General features: G+C 65.1%; 1 protein-coding gene. It reads left to right on the top strand.

Features of this window, described 5'->3' with window-relative positions; translation table 11 throughout:
- Positions 1 to 116: 116 nt before the first annotated feature.
- On the top strand, positions 117 to 693 hold a 577-nt coding region (locus tag ARC63_RS03205; RefSeq protein WP_057502496.1), incomplete at its 3' end, for a LemA family protein.

The raw sequence follows: 693 nt of genomic DNA on the forward strand, positions 1-693 counted from the left end.
CTCCCGGCCCATCCCCGAGCTGGCTGGACCACACCGCGGAGGGGGCGGCGCCCGATGGCCGGTCTTTCACCCGAACCATGGCATGCTCGGCGCCAAGCCCACCCGGAACCTCCGCCATGCGCCTGTTCACCCGCGTCCTGCCCCTGATGCTGTTGGCCTCCCTGCTGTCCGGCTGTGGCTACAACGCCATCCAGCAGAAGGATGAAGCGGTCAAGGCCAGCTGGTCGGAGGTCATCAACCAGTACAAGCGCCGCGCCGACCTGGTGCCCAACCTGGTGCAGACCGTGAAGGGCTTCGCCAGCCAGGAAGAGCGCGTGCTGACCGAAGTCACCAATGCCCGTTCGCGTGTCGGCCAGATCAACGTCAATGCCGACGACGAAGCCTCGCTCAAGCAGTTCCAGCAGGCCCAGGGCGAACTCGGCAGCGCCCTGTCGCGGCTGCTGGTGGTGACCGAGAACTATCCGGAGCTGAAGTCCAACCAGAACTTCCGCGACCTGCAGGCGCAGCTGGAAGGTACCGAGAACCGGGTCACCGTCGCCCGCGGCCGTTACATCCAGCAGGTGCAGGACTACAACACCTACATCCGCTCGTTCCCGCAGGTGATCACCGCCAAGCTCTTCGGCTACAAGACCAAGCCGAACTTCACCGTGGACAACGAAGCACAGATCTCCACCGCGCCGGCGGTCGATTTCG

The organism is Stenotrophomonas geniculata ATCC 19374 = JCM 13324 (genome assembly GCF_001431625.1).
Taxonomy (GTDB): domain Bacteria; phylum Pseudomonadota; class Gammaproteobacteria; order Xanthomonadales; family Xanthomonadaceae; genus Stenotrophomonas; species Stenotrophomonas geniculata.